13 protein-coding genes and 3 pseudogenes are annotated in these 18,191 nt (G+C 62.6%); 8 read left to right on the top strand and 8 right to left on the bottom strand.

Annotation, left to right across the window (positions count from 1 at the left end; all coding sequences use genetic code 11):
• Nucleotides 1-125: 125 nt before the first annotated feature.
• Nucleotides 126-305: pseudogene (locus AB4Y42_RS40835) on the bottom strand (transposase); the annotation flags it as partial.
• Between the two features lie 276 nt (nt 306-581).
• Nucleotides 582-893 (bottom strand): annotated as a pseudogene (locus AB4Y42_RS40830) (transposase); the annotation flags it as partial.
• A 73-nt stretch (nt 894-966) separates the two neighbouring features.
• Here AB4Y42_RS40830 and AB4Y42_RS40825 point away from each other — a divergent pair.
• Nucleotides 967-1,293: a hypothetical protein gene (locus AB4Y42_RS40825; protein WP_368697479.1), complete on the top strand. Its 327-nt coding sequence runs from the start codon at nt 967-969 to the stop codon at nt 1,291-1,293.
• 142 nt (nt 1,294-1,435) lie between these two features.
• Here the strand turns inward: AB4Y42_RS40825 and AB4Y42_RS40820 are convergent, their stop codons facing one another.
• Complete coding sequence (locus AB4Y42_RS40820; RefSeq protein WP_368697478.1) at nt 1,436-1,837, bottom strand: hypothetical protein; 402 nt, start codon at nt 1,835-1,837, stop codon at nt 1,436-1,438.
• A gap of 24 nt (nt 1,838-1,861) precedes the next feature.
• Nucleotides 1,862-2,068, bottom strand: a complete 207-nt coding sequence (locus tag AB4Y42_RS40815; RefSeq protein WP_368697481.1) for a hypothetical protein — start codon at nt 2,066-2,068, stop codon at nt 1,862-1,864.
• Between the two features lie 972 nt (nt 2,069-3,040).
• Here AB4Y42_RS40815 and AB4Y42_RS40810 point away from each other — a divergent pair.
• The 6 genes and pseudogenes from AB4Y42_RS40810 to AB4Y42_RS40785 all read left to right on the top strand — a co-directional run bounded on the left by AB4Y42_RS40810 (nt 3,041) and on the right by AB4Y42_RS40785 (nt 10,105).
• Nucleotides 3,041-4,605: pseudogene (locus AB4Y42_RS40810) on the top strand (PAS domain-containing sensor histidine kinase).
• On the top strand, nt 4,587-5,960 hold the full coding sequence (locus AB4Y42_RS40805; RefSeq protein WP_368697477.1) for a sigma-54-dependent transcriptional regulator: 1,374 nt from the start codon (nt 4,587-4,589) through the stop codon (nt 5,958-5,960). Before AB4Y42_RS40810 ends, AB4Y42_RS40805 begins: the two are co-directional and overlap by 19 nt.
• A gap of 407 nt (nt 5,961-6,367) precedes the next feature.
• Nucleotides 6,368-6,913 (top strand): hypothetical protein, encoded by a 546-nt coding sequence (locus AB4Y42_RS40800; protein WP_368697476.1) that lies wholly within the window; start codon nt 6,368-6,370, stop codon nt 6,911-6,913.
• Between the two features lie 12 nt (nt 6,914-6,925).
• On the top strand, nt 6,926-7,489 hold the full coding sequence (locus AB4Y42_RS40795; protein ID WP_368697475.1) for a hypothetical protein: 564 nt from the start codon (nt 6,926-6,928) through the stop codon (nt 7,487-7,489).
• 25 nt (nt 7,490-7,514) lie between these two features.
• Entirely contained in the window at nt 7,515-8,837 is a 1,323-nt protein-coding gene (locus AB4Y42_RS40790; protein ID WP_368697474.1) for an MFS transporter, read from the top strand.
• The gene (locus AB4Y42_RS40785) at nt 8,834-10,105 is read left to right on the top strand and encodes an arsenic transporter (RefSeq protein ID WP_368697473.1); all 1,272 of its coding nucleotides are present in this window, start codon (nt 8,834-8,836) and stop codon (nt 10,103-10,105) included. Before AB4Y42_RS40790 ends, AB4Y42_RS40785 begins: the two co-directional genes overlap by 4 nt.
• Before the next feature lie 868 nt (nt 10,106-10,973).
• Here AB4Y42_RS40785 and AB4Y42_RS40780 read toward each other — a convergent pair.
• From AB4Y42_RS40780 to AB4Y42_RS40770, 3 genes are all read right to left on the bottom strand, one after another.
• Complete coding sequence (locus AB4Y42_RS40780) at nt 10,974-13,316, bottom strand: PAS domain S-box protein (protein ID WP_368697472.1); 2,343 nt, start codon at nt 13,314-13,316, stop codon at nt 10,974-10,976.
• A 345-nt stretch (nt 13,317-13,661) separates the two neighbouring features.
• A complete protein-coding gene (locus AB4Y42_RS40775; RefSeq protein WP_368697480.1) occupies nt 13,662-14,120 on the bottom strand; it encodes a winged helix-turn-helix domain-containing protein in 459 nt (152 codons plus the stop codon).
• Nucleotides 14,121-14,483: 363 nt separating this feature from the next.
• Nucleotides 14,484-14,696 carry a hypothetical protein gene (locus AB4Y42_RS40770; RefSeq protein WP_368697471.1) on the bottom strand — a complete coding sequence of 71 codons (213 nt, stop codon included), beginning with the start codon at nt 14,694-14,696 and terminating at the stop codon, nt 14,484-14,486.
• 226 nt (nt 14,697-14,922) lie between these two features.
• Here AB4Y42_RS40770 and AB4Y42_RS40765 point away from each other — a divergent pair, with 226 nt between their 5' ends.
• Nucleotides 14,923-15,126 carry a hypothetical protein gene (locus AB4Y42_RS40765; RefSeq protein ID WP_368697470.1) on the top strand — a complete coding sequence of 68 codons (204 nt, stop codon included), beginning with the start codon at nt 14,923-14,925 and terminating at the stop codon, nt 15,124-15,126.
• A gap of 1,437 nt (nt 15,127-16,563) precedes the next feature.
• Here AB4Y42_RS40765 and AB4Y42_RS40760 read toward each other — a convergent pair.
• A complete protein-coding gene (locus AB4Y42_RS40760; protein WP_368697469.1) occupies nt 16,564-18,132 on the bottom strand; it encodes a thiamine pyrophosphate-binding protein in 1,569 nt (522 codons plus the stop codon).
• Between the last annotated feature and the right edge of the window lie 59 nt (nt 18,133-18,191).

Raw genomic sequence — 18,191 nt, 5'->3', positions numbered from 1 at the left:
CAGCGTCATGGTCGTGAGAGGCGACCCGCCGCCCGCCCGTGGACAACCCGCGACTCAACACTCAGCGGAGGTTAGATCGCATCAAATCGCTGGCTGCAAATCCGTCCGTCGAACCGGGTCAGCCTCATGCCGCTGCCGCAACCCATTTCGCGAGGTAGCAGGTCCCAACGCAGCCCTGTCTGTAAGACGAAGAGAATGCCGGTGAGCACTGCACGATTGTCGAGCGGCTTGCGCCCCGGATAACGGGTTCGCCGTGGTTTGGGAGGGGGCAGCAGCGGTTCGATGAGTGCCCACAGTTCGTCTATATGAGCGCCTCCCTTTGCACAAGGTCCGTATGTTCAATCCTGACAGGATGGGTTGCTGCTCTATATCCGGGCTTGTTGCAGCCTACGGCCGCGGCCCTCTATGAAATCCGCTGACTCGACCCTCATTCGTCAAGCGAGCTCGAGGCTCTACGAACTGTCCAAGTTTAGCGAGTCCCGGTCCGACCTGTCGTGTCATTACATACATTACCTGCGCAACCTTTCTTCACCCTGTTTAAACCCTTCCTGAATGTCTCTCATTGCGCCGACCGTTCAGGGTTATGCCGGTTTTGAACTCACATATCCCGACTCGTACCGCCGGTTATGCGCCAACACGGCCCAGATCGTTCGCGCAATCTTGTTTGCCATTGCTACGATCACCACGTTCAGCGGTCGCCGCTTCCTCATTTGCTCGACCGAGGCGCCGGGTTCCTTTGCTTGTGTCACGACGCTACGCGCACCGTGAATGAGCAGCGTACGTAGATACGTGTCTCCACGCCTGCTGAATCCATGCAAGTTGATCTTGCCGCCTGATCCGGTTTGTTTCGGTACGAGCCCAGCCCACGCAGCGAATTCACGGCCAGCCGCCCATGGAGTACCGAAATTAGCGCCGCTATCCGGACCGATTGTGATTGTTGGGCACGACAAGTGGGTCCGTGATTCTTTGGCCGTTCTGCTCGACGTAAAGGGTTACGGGCGGTCGAAGGCGCGTGCCTTTGATTCGTGGCATGAAGTCTGGCTCGAACCATCACAACTGATCGTCGTCGATGTCTCGCGGTTTTCTCGCGGCGCCTCCATGTTGTTGATAGAGGGCTTTGAGACCTGCGTCAAAAAACCACCCATCATCGCACTGGTGTGGCCGCAGGACGCGCCGGCTTTCACCGGCAAGGTCGACGAGATCGTCACCAAACCATTGGCGCTCAATGCGCTGCTAAACGCGATAGACAGGATCGGCGGTTGCGACGTCGATCGTATCGCGGACGACCGCTAACCGCGTGCCTATCAGGGCTCTCCTGTGGGATCGCCTAACCGGCCAACGAGAAAACCGCCGGAACACCCGTCCGCTGCGTTCCGATATCCAATCCGTTCCGGGCAACCCGATGGTCCCGTTCGTTCGTCCTGCACGGGCCGCCTCAATGAGATCGCGCAACGGCTCTGCCGAAAACGGCTTGCGCACGGAGGCGAACGCAAAGCCCCGCATCGCGGGCGGGCGGCGTGTCTGTGCCCGAAGCAAGGATGATTTTCAGCGCTGGCACCCGCTGAAGTGCAGGCCGCGCGAGTTCGACGCCCGACCCGTCAAGCAGCACGACCGGCCAGGATGATTGGCGCGCCCCGGTCCCCGCCTTGAGTCGCGCCTGAAGTAACAGCAATGCAAGCTGAAGCCCGACGAGCAGATGCAGTGTACCGCGGCTTTCGGCTGCGTGAGCGCCGCGCCAGGGAGTGACGAACGCGGCAATGAGGCAGATCTGCAACAGACGGCGATAGCATGCAGCAAAGAGTGCTTCGCAAAAGGCCCCGTCACCCTGACCGTTCACGAAGGGCCCTGCTGCGTGTCATCATCAATGCCGCCACTGGCGCGATGCCCAGGCGCGCCGATCCTGTTGGCTATTCGACCACTGCCTCGCAATCGATTTTCCAGCAGGAAGTCTGGGTTCGGCAGTGTAGGCAGGATTGCGGTCGTGCGGGCGGGGTATTTCCCCGAAATGTGCCGCGTAGATACGATTCACCGCCTTGTAGTCCTCGCGTCGTCCGAGGAATACGGTCACCTTTACCACGCGGTCCCACCCCACTCCGGCAGCCTTCAGTGCCAGTGATGTTATCCATCACCTGTTGTAGTTGCGCAAGCAACTTTCGCAAACGAAGTGCGACCAGCGCGATTGCGCGCTGGCGACCGCTTCCATTTGAAGATATCAGAGCCCCCGAACACGCTCCTCTCCTGCGACCGTTCAAAACCAACGTCGCATGGCGAATTGGACGATGAGCAACGGATTGCGTCGAGCGGCTCACTCACGAACAAGGGGAAAGGCTGCCAATTGGACAACGGCCGGATAGACAACGCCCAATGCGAATGCTACCTTTCCATGCGGGTACGCGGTACCCCGCGTGCCCAGCCCCCGGGAGCTCTCGCAACGGCTCCCGGATCTCATGCCCGCCGCATTCCCGATGATGTGACGGGCTTTTTTCATACCCCTTCGGCACTGCAACCCGCGACACAAAGCCGATTCACGACACGATCCGCGCTGCGGCACGACGAAGCGCAGGAGCGTGAATAGTCAGCACCTGCCCTGCGATTTTTACAGCCAGCTGCACCGACATTCCGTCGCAACCCCAGCGTCTTCGACGCTCTGAGCATGCACTTCGAAGCCACCGCATACCTCCGGTGTAGCGACCTTGTTTCGTGTGATGCGCTCAACAGGTTCCAGATATCCATTTTTGCACTTGCGCCGGCCTTTGCTGTCTCCCGGAGATGGATCGGGATTAATTTGCGCCGTGCCCGATTGAATTGTCCGTTTCGTGACGGTTTCTGATGTCCGAAAGGCCGGCGTTTTGGACCTCGACGTGGCACAGTCCGCGGCAATCCAGCGCTCGATGCCTGGGATGCAACAGATGGCCATGTGTGCTGCAGCGCCTGGTTTCGCGTTGAAGTCGAAAATCAGTTCGTGTGCAAGGAGGCCCGTCCGCCTCGCCCGATTTTTGCTTTGGCGTATGCTTCCCCAGTACCCTCCGCCCTTGTCCAGATGAAGCGACCATCGTTCTCGACACAGCTCGTCGCCCTGTGGGCACTCGTGGCAACGATATGCGCCATGCTCGTCGCCGTCGTGTGGTTCATGGCGATATCCGCCGAAAGTCAGCAGATTACAGGTGCAAGACACCAGGCAACGGGTACGTGCCAAGCGGTGGCCTCGCGGTACCACCTCTCGCAGCCGATGTCGGCGGCAGTGGCAGGAAACGTTGATCTCATGCACGCCGTGCTCGACATTGTTCTCGGACAGGCACAGGGCGTCGAGGGCGGGTTCTGGACCTCCGACCCGATCGCGTTCGCGGCGCCTCTGGAATCAACGCCAGGCGGGGAGATCGAGGCTGGCAACGCGCCGGGGAGCGGATTTCTGGCCTACGCTTTTCCGACTTACCAGGGCAGCGGCATCAAGCGAGATATCCCGGAAGCCGAAACGCCACTGATTCTGCGCACCCTGCGAACTGCTGCTGCCACGCATGCCGTCGCAGTCGATGTCATCCGCAACGGAGCAGATGCGGTCGTCGCCGTGGCCTGCCCAGTAAAGGATGAGCCCGCCCTGTTCGCGTGGATGCTCACCCGCGCCCGTCCGCCCATGGGACCGTATGGAGAACTCCTGGTCTCGGGACTCGCCGTTGTGCTGGCCATCATTCTCGTGGTCGCGGCCACACTTGCATTGGCGCTGCGTCGCTGGCGACGCAATCTCACGCGACTCGAACTGGCGCTGTCGTCTGAGGGCGATATCGAGCGCGACACCCATCTGCCGCGTCTTGACGAGCCCGAACTCGACAGAATCGTCAACGCACTCAACCAGTACGCGAGGCGTGAGGAGCGACTCCGGCAGCAGACAACGGACCTCAGTGACAGACTCGCCCGTGCCGAGCGGTTCAGCGTGCTGGGCAAACTGGCGGCACAGGTGGCGCATGAAATCCGCAATCCGGCCGGCGCCATGCGGCTGAAGGCCGAGAACGCACTGACGGGTGACAACGCAAGACAGCAAGGCGCGCTTCGCTTTATCCTCGAGCAGATAGGCCGAATCGAGACGCAGGTCGCGAGCCTGCTCGCCCTGACTCAGCCCGTGACCATCAAGCCGCATCCGGTGCAAGTCGCGGCATGGTTGGCCAGAGTCGTCGAATCGCACCGTGAGCTGGCACGCCAGCGTGACATCCGGCTGATTCTGGTGACGCGACTCGATGAGCTGGCCGAAGGGCCGATGTCAAAGCAGCCGGAATTCGATGCGGACCAGCTTCAACGAGCGCTCGACAATTTGCTGCTGAATGCGCTGCGCCATGTCGACACGGGCGGCATGGTGACCGTGACCGCTCAGCGGGATTGGCCACGGGGGGAGCCGCATCTCAGAATTGCGGTTGCCGATGACGGGCCGGGCGTGCCGGCCGGGCAGCGCGAGCGCATTTTTGAACCGTTCGTGAGGGGCGCCCAGACGGTTCCGGTCTCGGCCTTGCCGTGGTCCGTGAAGTGGCCTGCGCCCATGGCGGGAATGCCTGGCTTGACGACACCGTGAGCGGAACCTGTTTCGTGATTGAGATTCGATGGCAACCATCCTTGTAGTCGATGACGACGATGCATTCCGTGATGGGCTCGCGGAAACCCTGTCCGACCTCGGGCATCGCGTCGTGCCGGCCGCTTCGGGAGAAGCCGCCCTTGAAGCGCTGCGCGGCGGCCAGGCACCCGCCTGCGTCTTTCTCGACTTCCGGCTTCCGGGTATTGATGGTCTGGACGTGCTGGAGCGGCTGCGGGCCGACACTGCCATGAAGGGCGTGCCCGTGGTGATGCTGACTGCGCACGCAACCAGCGACAACACGATTGGCGCGATGCGGCTGGGCGCCTTCGAGCACCTCACGAAACCGGTCGGGCGCGACGACATCGTTTCGCTGCTCGAGCGCATTTTCTCGGCCAGCCAGCCACCTGCACCGACCGGAACGGAGGAGGCGCCATTTGCCGGGGAGCCTGTCTCGGACAAGCCCCTGCTGCTCGGGGTAAGCGAAGCGATGCGCGCGGTTCAAAAGCAGCTCGGACGGGCTGCCACGAGCGATGCAACTGTCCTCATCACGGGCGAAACGGGAACCGGCAAGGAAGTCGCCGCACACGTCCTGCATCAAGCGTCCAGTCGCCGGGATGGCCCCTTCATCGCCGTGAACTGCGCAGCTATCCCCCACGACCTGCTGGAAAGCGAACTGTTCGGACACGGAAAAGGCGCCTTCACGGGGGCAGCGACCGACCGTGCTGGCCGTATTGTCGAAGCAGATGGCGGCACGCTGTTTCTCGATGAGATTGGCGACATGCCACCCGCGATGCAGGCCAAGCTCCTGCGGGTACTGCAGGAGCGAAGCGTTAATCCGCTCGGAACCAACCGGTCCGTGCCGGTCGACCTGCGCGTTATTGCCGCCACGCATCGTGACCTCGATGCGATGGTCGCCGCGGGCGGGTTTCGCGAGGACCTGATGTACCGCCTGAATATCATTCCGCTCCACCTGCCGCCACTGCGCGAACGCCTGGCCGACATCCTGCCGCTGGCCGAGCATTTCCTCGGGCTCGCGGCACGGTCGGCCGGACGACCGATGCACCTGTCCGCCGGGGCGCAGCGGCGTCTCGTCGAGCACCTGTGGCTGGGGAATGTCCGCGAACTGAAGAACGCGATGGAGCGCGTCTGCTCGCTCGCGCCAGGCCCCGCAGTAACGGAAGACGACCTCGCTTTCCTCCGGGGAGCTTCGGTGCCGTCAGGGCAGGCGCTGCCCCCGGAATTCGCCGACCTGCCGCTCGGTGAAGCCGTGGAACGCGTCGAACGCGTCATGATTGCCCGCGCGCTTGCGCTCGCGAACGGTAACCGCGCCGACGCCGCGCGCCGGCTGGGCATCAGCCGGCAATCGCTCTACACGAAGATGGCAAGCCTCGGACTGACGTAATCCGTCAACGAACCCGACGCCCGGTGTCCAGCAACCGGACGCTTCTCCCCTGGCGCGCCCCGTCACCCCCTTGTCCGGGCGTGCTTGTGCCCATGGCATCGACCTTGCAATTCACTCGCTGTCCCCTGACAGGAGTGAAGCATGTCCCCGACATCCCGACTCGACACGGAACACGCGAAGCGGCCGGCAACGCACGCCATGCGAGGTGCGCTTCGCATGTTGCTGGTCTCGCTCACCCCCTGGACCAGCGCATGTGTAGCCCAGACGCCGCCAGGACCGGCCGCGGCAGACGTGCCGCCTGCGGTGGCCGCTTCATTTGCTCCATGGGGCCTGCCCCGTGGACCGCTGTCCGCACCGGCTCCGGCTCCGCGCGCGCATGGGCGCCAGGCGCAGTCCAGCCGTCCCCTGTGGCGCAAGGCACCGTAATCCGGTTTGTCACCAACCCTGAGGGCGATGTCGACGGATTCATCCTGACTGACGGGTCGCTCGTGCATTTCCCGCCTCACCTCGGCACGCAGCTCGTCGCTGCCGTGAGGCGAGGAGACGCCGTTCGGGTCGCTGGCTTCACGGACGGCAACGGCGACGTCAAGGCACAGCAAATCGTCAACCAGCGCACCGGCCAGCAACTCTTCGACCAGCCGCCGCCACCGGACGCACCGCGTCCACCGCCCGCGCTTCGGGGCGCCGGGCTCGTTCGGCTCAGCGCGCAGGGCGAGGTCATGCGCGTGACGACCGCCCCTCGTGGGGAACCCGACGGGGTCGTGCTGCACAACGGCACCGTCATCAAGCTGACGCCTCACGCGGCGCAGCAGTTCACGAGCCTGTTGCGCCCAGGCGCGAGCGTCGCCGCTACAGGGTACGGCACCCGCAACCAGTACGGCGAAGCCCTGCAGGCCACCGCTTTTGGCACCCCCGGCAACCTCACCCGGCTGTATGCAGCCTTTCCCAACTGAAGGAGAAACACCATGCACTGGATTGACCCGGCATGTCTGCCCGAAACAAAGGGCACCGTCACGCAGTTCCTGCTCAACCCGCGCGGCGAACCCGACGGCTTCATTCTTGACGGGGAACGGCAGGTCCACTTCCCTCCGCACCTTGGCGCACGCATCGCGCAATGTGTTGCGCCCGGCGACGTCGTCGCGGTGCGAGGCGTCAAGCCACGCGCGGCGGACATCATCGCGGCGGTTTCGATTGCCCCCGGGGACCGCGAGACCATCGTCGACGATGGCCCCGGCCACGACGACGAACCTGAAAGGGCCGAGGCTGAACCGCACCCGACGGAAGTCGCGGGAACCGTCGTGCTGTCGCTCCATGGCCCGAAGGGCGAGTTACGTGGTGCATTGCTCGATGACGGCACGTCGCTGCGGATGCCCCATCACGTCGCCGAAGAAGTGCGGGCGTACCTCACACCCGGCGCGCGCGTGCAGGCGTGGGGTGACCTGGTCGAAAGTGGCGACGGCCGCACGCTCGACGTGAGCGAGATTGCGGAACAGGCTGATACCGGCACTGATGCCGGGACTGACGCATAAGCCGGCGGAGACAAGGATGAGCCCCTTGCCACGCGCCGACACGAGTCATCGCGAAAGCGGCCGTTCCCCGTCGGCACGAAGCCTCAGGGGGCTCGACGCACTCAGTTTCCTGATGGCGGATGTGCGCGACGGCATCGGACCGTTCCTCGCTGTCTTCCTGAAAGGCACCCTGCACTGGTCGTCGGCTGATATCGGACTCGTCATGGGCGCGAGCGGCCTGGCCGCCGCGCTCAGCCAGATACCTGCCGGGATGCTGGTGGACGCCACACGGGCAAAGCGGGCCGTCATTGCCCTGTCCGCTGGCATCGTCGCGGCGGGCTGCCTGCTGATTGCCCGTTTTCCCACGCTGCCCGTCATTCTGGTGACGCAGGTCGCGCTCGCGCTCGTCTCCGCCGTCGTGGGTCCGAGCCTTGCCGCACTGAGTCTTGGTGTGGTGGGACACCGGATGCTGGCTGCGCGCGTCAGCCGCAACGAGGGCTTCAATCATGCTGGCAACGTGACCGCAGCCGTACTGGCCGCCATGCTTGGACAGTATGCGGGAACCGTGTGGCTCTTCTGGCTGGTGTGCATGTTCGCCGCCGCTAGCGCGACGACGGTCCTGCTTGTGCGGCCGTCCGACATTGACCATGAGCTGGCGCGGGGCGGTGAGGTATTGCGCACGGCTGAAGGCAGGGGCCGGCCGGTGCCGCTCTCCGAACTCGTCCAGCGGCGGGACGTCATGATGTTCCTCGCCACTGTCGTGCTCTTTCATTTCGGCAACGCCGCCATGCTGCCGCTCGCAGGGCAAATGATAGCCAGGGCGGCGCCTGGCCAGGACGTCGTCGCGCTGGGCGCATGCATGATTGCTGCCCAGCTTGTGATGGTGGTCGTGGCTGCCGCTGTGGGCCGCGCAGTGCGGGCGGGCGTGGGCCGCCGGAAGATTTTCCTGGTGGCGCTTGCGGTGCTGCCCTTGCGCGGCCTGCTCTTCGCACTCACAGACAACCCGTACGCGGTCGTTGCCATCCAGCTGCTGGACGGCATTTCGGCGGGCATCTTCGGGGTTATCGCCACCGTCATTGCATCGGACCTCATGCGCGGAACCGGACGCTTCAGTCTGGGCCAGGGCGCCATATCACTGGCGGTCGGCATCGGTGCCGGGTTGAGCAATCTGACCGGCGGCTTCGTCGTTGACCGGCTCGGCTTCCCGGCGGGCTTTCTGGCACTTGCGACGGTGGCCATCGCTGCGTTCGCCCTGTTCGCGCTATTCATGCCTGAGACCCGCGAGTACGACGACCCGGCTCCTGTGCCACCCGAACATGCGTTGAGCGTGCCCGGCTCGCCTCGCTCCACAACGAACTGCGCAGAATGAACGCCATCCTCAATTCCGCTTTTCCGGTCTGGGCCATTGCGGCTGTCACGACCCTGGGGGTCATTACACGACCCTTTCGCCTGCCCGAGGCCATCTGGGCCGTCCTTGGCGCCTTGCTGCTCTGCGTCTGCGGCCAGCTATCGTGGCTGGAGGCCCTGCACGCCATTGGCAAGGGAACGGATGTCTATCTGTTCCTCACCGGCATGATGCTGGCTTCGGAACTTGCGCGTAAGGAAGGGCTGTTCGACTACCTGGCGGTGCTCGCTGCCCGGAAAGCAGATGGCTCGCCGACGCGCCTCTTTTTCCTGCTGTACTGCGTTGGCACAGTCGTGACCATCCTGATGTCCAACGACGCAACCGCCGTGGTCCTGACTCCCGCGGTGCTAGCCGTTGTCCGGGCAGTCCGCGCCGAAAGTCCAGTGCCATACCTGTACGCCTGTGCATTCGTTGCGAACGCAGCCAGTTTCGTCCTGCCCATCTCGAATCCCGCGAATCTGGTTATCTTTGGCGAACACATGCCGACGCTTGGACAATGGCTTGCGCGCTTTGCACTGCCGTCGGCGCTGTCGATTGTCTTCACCTATGTCGCCCTGCGCTTCCTGCTGCGTGCGGGACTGGTCCACGACATAGAAAAGGAAGCAGACGTCCCCGACCTTTCTGCGGCCGGCCGGGCAACCGGTTGGGGTATCACGATGATGGCAGCTGTCATGCTGGCTGCTTCCGCCTTTGGGGTATCGTTGGGGTGGCCGACCTTCGCAGCAGGAGTCGTCATTTTCCTTGGCGTCAGTATGCAGAAACGGCGGTTCCTCTGGAGTTGTCTCGCAGAGATTTCGTGGTCCGTATTGCCGCTGGTTGCCGGTCTTTTTGTGCTTGTCGAATGCCTTCAGCGAACCGGGGCCATCGACTCGCTCGCCCGTGCTGTCGGAATCCTGTCGCTGCATTCGGTGAGGTACGCGAGCGCGCTTTCGGGCATGACGGTCGCACTTGCCAGCAACGTCATCAATAATCTCCCAGCCGGGTTGATTGCGGGCTACACAACTGCCGCGGCTCACGTACCCAGTCAGGTATTGAACGCGGTGCTGATAGGTATCGACCTCGGGCCGAATCTATCGGTAACCGGGTCGCTTGCCACCATTCTCTGGTTGCAGGCGCTGAGGCGAGAGCGAATTGAAGTGCGAGGCCTCCAGTTCCTCATGCTGGGCCTCGTGGTCATGCCGCCGGCATTGATCGCCGCGCTGGCTGCGCTCGCACTCGCAGGGACGGCCTGAGCAGGTTTGCGACAAAAGTACAGTCAACGCCCCGGGCTACATCGCACGCCATCACGAACGGGAATGCTATCTGCAAATCACCTTCCAGTTCGTTTCTCCGACAGGCGAACAGAAGCAAATGAACCTGCGTCGACTTTGACGGCATGACGCCGCCAATCGGGAGCGGACTTGCGCCACTGGATGCCTGGATAGTCGAGCGCACGCACCTGATTCAGGACGTGACCGGCATCTGCTACGAAGACGCCGCTGACGCGTAGCTGCCCGTGATCCGCGATTCGTTCAATCTGTCAGCGCATGTTCTCGGGTCGGCCACGACAATTGATGCGATCATTGTCATCGCTCGAAGCGAGCGGAATTGGCCGCATCGGATCAATATTGAAGCGACGCAATCCAGGCTACTGATTGGGCCAGGCACCACGTCCCCCAGTCCGCGACCGCCGGGAGGCCCAGCCCATGAGCCAGCCCCCGGATCCTGTGGCAGGAGCATCCGAGGATGTGGCGATTTTTTTGCGCTCCCCGGTGGTGAGTCCGACGTCTCGTCAACGACAAGATTCATGCTAACGCTGCCGACGAAGCACGAGAACGTGGATGACCAGCGCCCGCCCTGCTATTTTTCAATATGGGTCGCACCGACTCCGCGCCTCCCGACGCCTGCCAACGCGGGTGCATGAGTTTCAAGGCCGCCGCATCCTCCAGACGTGGCGGCCGCTTTTTTGCCCGATGCGCGGAAGAGACAAGGGGCGGCTCGGCAACCTGGGAGGCGGGTGCCCGCGGGCCAGTCCGGCAGCAATCTCGCTGGGCTTCAGTCGCTTATTTGATCGGGACATCGACCGTCAGTCACGCCCCGATGCGGGACGCGCGTTCGCAATCAGGAAAGCGCCCTGCGGAGTTCCTCGGCCGTGTATGGCTTACGCAGCGCGCGCCACAGGAACGGCAGTTGTCCCGTCAGCGGAACGTCCAGGCCGGATCCGAAAATGACGCGAATATCAGGATGCGCTTGCACCGCCTTCCGCGCCAGATCGACGCCCGACATACCGGGCAACGAAACATCGGTCAGCAGGACGTCATATTCCTGCATGCCCAGTGCATCGTCGGCGCTTTCGGCCGAGCTGTGCAGCTCCGGACGATGCCCGAGCAATTCCAGGAGCGCTCCCACGGCATCTGCCGAGCCCGCGTCATCATCGACCACCAGCACGCGCAACGGGCCGGGCGGCACGGAACCATGGATCGTTGCATCGCCAGCCGCTTCGAGGTCCGTGCCCGGCGTACCCAGCACGTTCCGGATCTTCCGCGCAAGCTGATCCCGGCTGTACGGCTTGCTGATGAGCTCGACGCCGTCGTCAAGCCGACCGCCATGTACGATGGCGTTCTGGGTATAACCGGAGGTAAACAGCACCTTCAGGTGCGGCAGCATTTCAAGAGCCTGCCGCGCCATGTCCGGACTCTTCAGCGGGCCTGGCATGACCACGTCGGTGAAGAGCAGGTCGATATGCACGCCGCTGCGGATAATGGCCAGTGCCTGCTGCGGGTCATCAGCCTTCAGGACCGCATACCCCAGCCCACCCAGCATGTCAACGACGGTCGATTGCAGCTTCGTGTCGTCCTCGATGACGAGTATGGTTTCCCTTCCCCCACGCAGTGGCGCATCGGCGGTCAACGGCCGCTCTGTTGCGCTGCCTGCCGAGCGCGGCAGATAAACCTTGACGGTCGTGCCGTGACCAACCTCGCTATAGAGGCGCAGATGTCCTCCGGATTGCTTGACAAAGCCGTACACCATGCTCAGACCCAGGCCGGTACCGGAGCCTTCAGGCTTTGTCGTAAAGAACGGATCGATTGCCCGCGCCAGTACATCGGCCGACATCCCGACACCCGTGTCCGTCACCGCAAGCATCACGTATTGCCCCGCCGGCACGTCCTGCAGTCCGGCCACATAATGGTCGTCCAGCATGGCGTTGCCAAGCTCGAGCGTCAGTTTCCCACCGTCCGGCATCGCGTCGCGGGCGTTGATCGCAAGATTCAGAATGACGTTTTCAAGTTGATGGACGTCCGCACAGGTGTTCCAGAGGCCGCCTGCGATTACCGTTTCAACCTCGATCGTTTCGTCGAGCGCCCGGCGCAGCATGTCGTCCATGTTTCGCAGCGCGGTTGCAAGGTTGACGACGACTGGCTGCAATGGCTGGCGTCGCCCGAACGCAAGGAGCTGCGAGGCGAGCTTTGCCCCTCGCTCGACGGCGTCGATCGCCTTGTCGAGACGTTCCCGTACCAGGCTCTCCCGACCGAGCCGGCTCTCGATCAGTTCGAGATTGCCGCGAACCACCTGCAGAACGTTGTTGAAATCATGCGCGACACCGCCGGTAAGTTTGCCGATCGCCTCCATCTTCTGCGACTGGTACAGCGCCATGCGCGTTTCTTCCAGGGCGCGTTCCGTCTCGCGCTGCTGCGTGATGTCGCGCGTAATCTTCGCAAAACCTGCCAGCGCGCCGTTGTCGTCGCGAATCGCGTCGATGACCACGTGCGCCCAGAAGCGGCTGCCGTCCTTGCGCACGCGCCAGCCTTCGGATTCGAAACGGCCTTCGCGTGCCGCCGTTTCCAGTCCTCGCTGGGGCAGCCCTGCCGCAGCGTCCTCGGGCGTATAGAAGCGCGAAAAGTGCGCGCCGATGATTTCCTCCGCCGCGTAGCCCTTGATACGCCGCGCGCCCTGATTCCAGTTCGTTACGTGCCCCTCAGGCGAGAGCATGAATATCGAATAATCCGTTACGCCGTCCACCAGCATCCGGAAACGTCGCTCACTTTCGACCACCGCGTCGTGCGCGCGCTTTTTGTCACTCACGTCGCGCACGATCTTGCCGTAGCCCAGGAGCCCACCGGCGTCGTCGCACAGCGCCGTGATGATCATGCTCGCCCAGAACAGGCTTCCGTCCTTGCGCACGTGCCAGCCTTCTGCTTCGCAGCGACCCTTCTGCCGGGCGTCGCGCAGCACGCTGTCGGGTACCCCCACGCGACGGTCCTCGTCCGTGTAAAGGACGGGTAATGGAGAGCCTAGGATTTCGTCCGGGGAATAGCCATAGATTGCTTTACCTCCGGGATTCCAGCTGGCGACACGACCGTCGGTCGTCAGTGCGAAAACCGAATAGTCTGTCGTCGCCTCTATCCACCGTGCCGCCCAGAACGGCGCTTCCCATCGTGTGTTCGGCTCGTCGGTATTTTCCATGCCGGTGCGCCTCCTTCGCTACCAGGACGGCATTGCTTCGCACCGGCGGAGAGAGCCCGCGTCGGTGCAAAGCGACGCCAACGGAAAGTGATCCCTCCTTTTGCACGCCCAAGGGTACATCGTTGCGGTCTCAGTGAGAATGTATCGCCAGACCGGCGTCCGGTCAGGCGTATTCCGCACAAGCCTGCCAGGCGCATCGCTGCCTCCTGGCTGCGTGCAGACGCGGGCTCTACCGTGCGGATCTGCCACGCACGCACTCCACCGTGCCGGCTGGGCAACCGTGGCGGTCAGCAAACAGTCGCTGCGGGCGCGCACGGCGTCGCGCGGCGCGGCACGTGATCGCCGTCACGCTCGACGCCGGGCCGGTGACTTGACCGCAGGCTGCCTCCTGGCGGAAATGACATGTTCGCACAAGCCATGATCCCGGATGAGCCGGTTGACATGCGAACGGGAGTACCGGATGCCGAACTGCCTTTCAATGAGTTCGACAATGGCTTCCCTGGTCCACCAGGGGTCAGGGAACCCGTGTAGAGACGGCGCATGCTTTACCGCGGCAATGAGCCAGTTCGTCCCATTTTCCGGAAGCTGCCTGCGGCGCCCCACATCGCCCATCTGTTGCAGGGACCCGCTTCCGCCGGCGTTGTACAAGGCAGCGTAGCAGCGGGCCGTCGCGCGACTAAGGCCGAGTGTGGCCGCGACCTGCTGGATGGAATGGCCTTTTTCGAGCATCTGCGCAGCGGCAGCACGCCGTTTTGCCCACGGCGGCCCGCCAAATCCATCTTTTTCTTCCATGATCGCGATCATCACTGGGTGTTTGCGGTTGCTGGATCATTGCAGCCATGGCCCCCGTACGCGATCAGCCCACGATCGTCGCACGATACTGCGTTGCTCCACGGGCACCGGCATCCTGGGAGACGCGTGCGCTCAGGTCTCTCCACTGGTTCCTGCTGCTTGCCAGTTCAGAGACCGCATCCGGGCGCCGGGTCTCCCCGAATCCATTGAAGACACCGCTCTACCCAAGCGCGAAACCACCAGTCGATGCAGCAGCGCGCGTGGTGGGGCCCTGCAACTGGATAATATTCGTTTTCCTTCCACGCAAGCGCTTGCAGCCATACACTGCCAATACACAATCGCAACCCGAATCGCCGACGCTGCCGACGAAGCAGGTCAGAGCCAGGCCAGAAGGAGAACCCGATGCTTACGATTGTCGACGAACGTCGTCGTCTGCGTCTTGCCGACGATCACCTGCGCATCGCCGGCTATCTCGTTTCCGCCCAGCAAGATCGCCTCGCGCGATATCGAGCTGCCGGGCTGGACACCCAGCTGGCCGGGGAACTGCTGCTTACGATGCAGGCAATCCTTCGAAATCTTGTCGCCCATCGTCGACTGCTTTGCGATGCGATCCGGAACGAACGCCGCGCGTTGCTGCGGCTAAGCGTCACCTGCGATCCGGATAAGCTGTCTTGGCGGAAGCGTGCGTAGAAGACGGGCCCCATGGGCAGGCCGGCCCACCCCGTTGCCCGGTGGCGATTTCGGCGATACGTCCGGGTGCAGATTCCGGTACCTGGGACGCACACGTTCAGGCCTTGCATCAGGGGGAAGTATTGTGAACCGAGAGCTCGACGAGTTCTGTGATGCGTACCGGGCCATGGCGGCCACGCGCCGCCTCTTCCAACGGTACTTCCACGAAAGCGAGGCGGCGGGCCAGGACGGTCGCGATGTCCGGATGCTGACGACCACCCTGAACGAAGCAACTTTCCGGTTCCTGTCCGAACGTAACGGGCTGCGCGCAGCTGACGACGGGAACTGAAACGAACGCCGGACGCGATGTTGCGCCCCAGCGTGTCCGATTCCATCAACTTTTCGGGAGCTTAGTGCCCGCCTGGGGGAGACGCGCCCCGCCGAGGCGTGGCAGGACGCTCGCCGATAGCCCCCGTCATCGTCTACGCTCTGCAAAAGTTGGCGAGCGACAGTAAGGCAAGACGGCGCAAAAAATGCCGGACCCACGCGGGCCCGGCTGAACGATCCTGACGCGATAGCGAAACCGCGTCGCAAATTTCTGGCTTCTGGTCCTGGTCTCCTGCTACCCCGTTTCGTCTCTTTCGTCGGTCTTCTGCATCCGGGTCCCGGTGCGCGAATGAATTATCCGCAAAATGGGCCCCTAAAACATGCGCGAGCACACACAACCCCGTTATCCCCATCTTCCATTTTTCATGTCAGCCGAGGGGAGGCAATCACGGAAATGCCAGCTTTGAGGCGCCGTTCCCCCACAGATTTAAATTCCCATATATTGGGATATCTGGCACCATAGAACGACATCCACCCAGGGGAAACGGTTCATGAGGCACACGTCGAGCATACCGGGCGTAGTGCACTTCGGGCACGCCCGAAGCCACTTTCCGCAGTTGGTAGTGCCCTCACGACTTTCGGCCCGGAGAAGCGGGTGCCACTCGTGACACCCAACAACTGGCTGGTCCTCGGCGCATTGCTGCTTGCCGCATCGATCGTCGTACTATGCGTATGGCATTGATCTGAGCGCATGTCGACCCGCACAGGATTCCCTGCCACGAAAGCACGCGTCTGGGTCTGGCTCAGGCTCGACTGGCCGTGCGGCGCGTCAATTTCCCTGGCAGGGGTTGTATCGTTGTTGGATGCCTACGACGTGATCCGCTATGCCCAGGGCCGGCAAGCGTTCGGGTCCCCACAGCGAAACCGTGGACGCAATTGTCAACCGAGCGGGCTCGCAGTTCGATCCGCAAACGGTTCAGCGATTTCTCAGCGTAGTCGCATCCCTACACCAATGAGAAAACGAATCCATCCTCCGGCAGAGCACTGAGGGTTCTGCGGGCGGCGACGCGCGGGGGCGCACTATGTCGACCGATGCCGCGCGAAAAATTGTGCGAGATCGCACGCATCTGAGACTCATCAACACTGCAGATGCCGCGCCATCGAAACAAACCTTCGATATATCGGGCAGCAGCCCTGCACGCCGCTGAGCTCTCGCGTCATGACGCATTTTTCCCGGCGGGCAGTGTTCGAGGGGACCGCGAAAGGCCTCAGGGTCGTTGCCCGTCAACACGCCTGCGCTTCCGAGTAGTACCGGTTCGGTGCGGGAAAGACTCCCGTCATCACTTCAATCAGGAACGGACCGTCATATTGAGATGCTTCATTGAGAACCTCATCCAGCTCGTCGATTCCGTTAACCACGCGTGCCGCCACACCGAGCGACGATGCAAATGCGGTCCAGCTATGACGGGGCAGTCTCGTGCTGCTCCGAAATCAGACCGCCCCTCATCGCATCGATATGGATTGCGCCGTGCGCAGCATTGTTCAGGATAACATAGATTACCTTGATGCCGTAGCGAGCTGCCGACTGAATCTCCGTTCCGTGCATCATCATGCAACCGTCGCCCGTGACGACAACGCAAGGGCGTTCGGGCGCCGCAAGCTTTACGCCGATTCCGGCTGCGATAGCCCAGCCCATCGGCGCGAGCGAGCTGGATGAAAAGTAGTTGCCCATGCCCGACGTCAGCCAGTAGTGGGCCATGAATATACGATGGGCACCAGAATCCACCACGACGTTGCTATCGCTGGGCAACAGCTGGCACAGGCGCTTGATGATGGTGCCAGGATAAAGCGGCTCATTGCCGCTGGAAGCTCTCGTGGCAAAGTCCTCGAACTGGCTGTCGTAGAGGGGAATCTGCCTGAGCCCGGCGACCCATGCCCTTCTTCTTTCGAGCACTTTCTGGAACCCGTCGTGGGCGCCCGTGTTCATCCGGGCGAGCAACCGGAAGCTGGCTCCGATCCCCGAGAAAATGTTTCGCTGGGCAATGTGTCCCATCGGCGGGTGATCGAAGCTGTCATCGAAGACAAGCAGATCCTTCCCCTCGGTCAGCTTCCTGCTCCAGTTCATGCTGTCACGCTGGTTCAGATCGCTGCCGAATACGACGAGCGCGTCAAGCTCGTCCGAATGGATCACACGTGCCGCGCGCGAATGGCTCGAGAAGCCGTATATGCCGAGCGCGAGTTTGTGTCGCTCGGGAAATGCGCCCTTGCCTGCCAGCGTCGTCGCAACCGGAACGTGAAACTTTTCCGCAACCTCAAGAAGCGCCCTCGCAGTCTGCGCGTCATTCCCGCGACTCCCAACCAGAAACGCGACTTTCTTCGACTGGAGCAGATACAGGTGGCACAGGGCTTCCAGTGCGGTACGGTCAGGCGGAACTTCGCCCATATTGAATTCGTGCTGGGCGTAGGGTTGCCGTGCTATCTGCGGGCCGGGAGGTACATCCTGCCTTTGAATGTCGACAGGAATACTGACGAATGATCGCGCCCGACGCATCCAGTTCAGGCCCTCCGTCGCACGACGCAGCTCAGCCTGAACGTTTTCCCTGTTCTTCAGCTCGACCACGTCCGTCATCAGCCCTCTGACCACGCCACTTTCAAAGATGCCACCTGACGTCGCATCCTGGAAGGCTCCTTTACCCTCCGCACTCGACGAGATGCCCCCCGCGATATAGAGCATCGGAATCTGGTCGGCCTGAGCGGCCGCCATGCCGGGCACGAAGTTCATGGTGCCCGGACCGGAAATGCCTGCGCAAACGCCGAACTTGCGGCTGGCACGTGCGTAGCCATCGGCCATGAAGGCGCTGCCCGTTTCATGAGCGCCAACGATGCCGCGAATGGAAGGCGAATCATCAATTGCACCCAGCAGCGGATAAATCAGCTTTCCGGGAACCAGGAACACATGATCGATTCCTGCAGACTCCAGCGACTTGACAATGATTTTTGATACGTTGAGTGGCGTGGATGATCTCATGTTGCTAGTTGACGATCTGGTCGGAAGTCGATTCTCGAACCCCACCGCATTCCAGCATG

Origin of the sequence: Paraburkholderia sp. EG286B (genome assembly GCF_040965655.1) — a bacterium.
Lineage (GTDB): Bacteria > Pseudomonadota > Gammaproteobacteria > Burkholderiales > Burkholderiaceae > Paraburkholderia.
The sequence above is the reverse complement of the archived record's forward strand: the minus strand, read 5'-3'. Positions and strand labels throughout refer to the sequence as shown.